Here is a 268-nt window from a genome sequence, read left to right as displayed (position 1 = left end):
CCGGCTGCAACACGATGGCAGGTGCCGGCCAGGACATCTCGAAGGGTGGCGACGCCCTCACCAATCAGGCTGAGAAGGCGAAGTAAATCGCTGTTGCTTGAAGCCCTGCGCATTTGCGGCGCAGGGTGGTTCATCGCAATGCAATGCATCATCGAGCCCGCTGCGGGAAACCGCAGTGGGCTTTTTGTTGTGCGTGCTTGTTAAACGTGAGCTTAGCGTTGCCCGTGTTGCCAAAACAAAGCGGCGATCCACTTGCGTGAATCGCCGC

The 268-nt window shown here is 58.6% G+C and carries 1 protein-coding gene; it reads left to right on the top strand.

Annotated elements, in window-relative coordinates:
- Positions 1-14: 14 nt before the first annotated feature.
- On the top strand, positions 15-86 hold the full coding sequence (locus R0J92_RS23370; protein WP_411053431.1) for an entericidin A/B family lipoprotein: 72 nt from the start codon (positions 15-17) through the stop codon (positions 84-86).
- Positions 87-268 lie beyond the last annotated feature (182 nt).

It is taken from the genome of Tritonibacter sp. SIMBA_163 (assembly GCF_046535935.1).
Lineage (GTDB): Bacteria > Pseudomonadota > Alphaproteobacteria > Rhodobacterales > Rhodobacteraceae > Epibacterium > Epibacterium scottomollicae.
The sequence above is the reverse complement of the archived record's forward strand: the minus strand, read 5'-3'. Positions and strand labels throughout refer to the sequence as shown.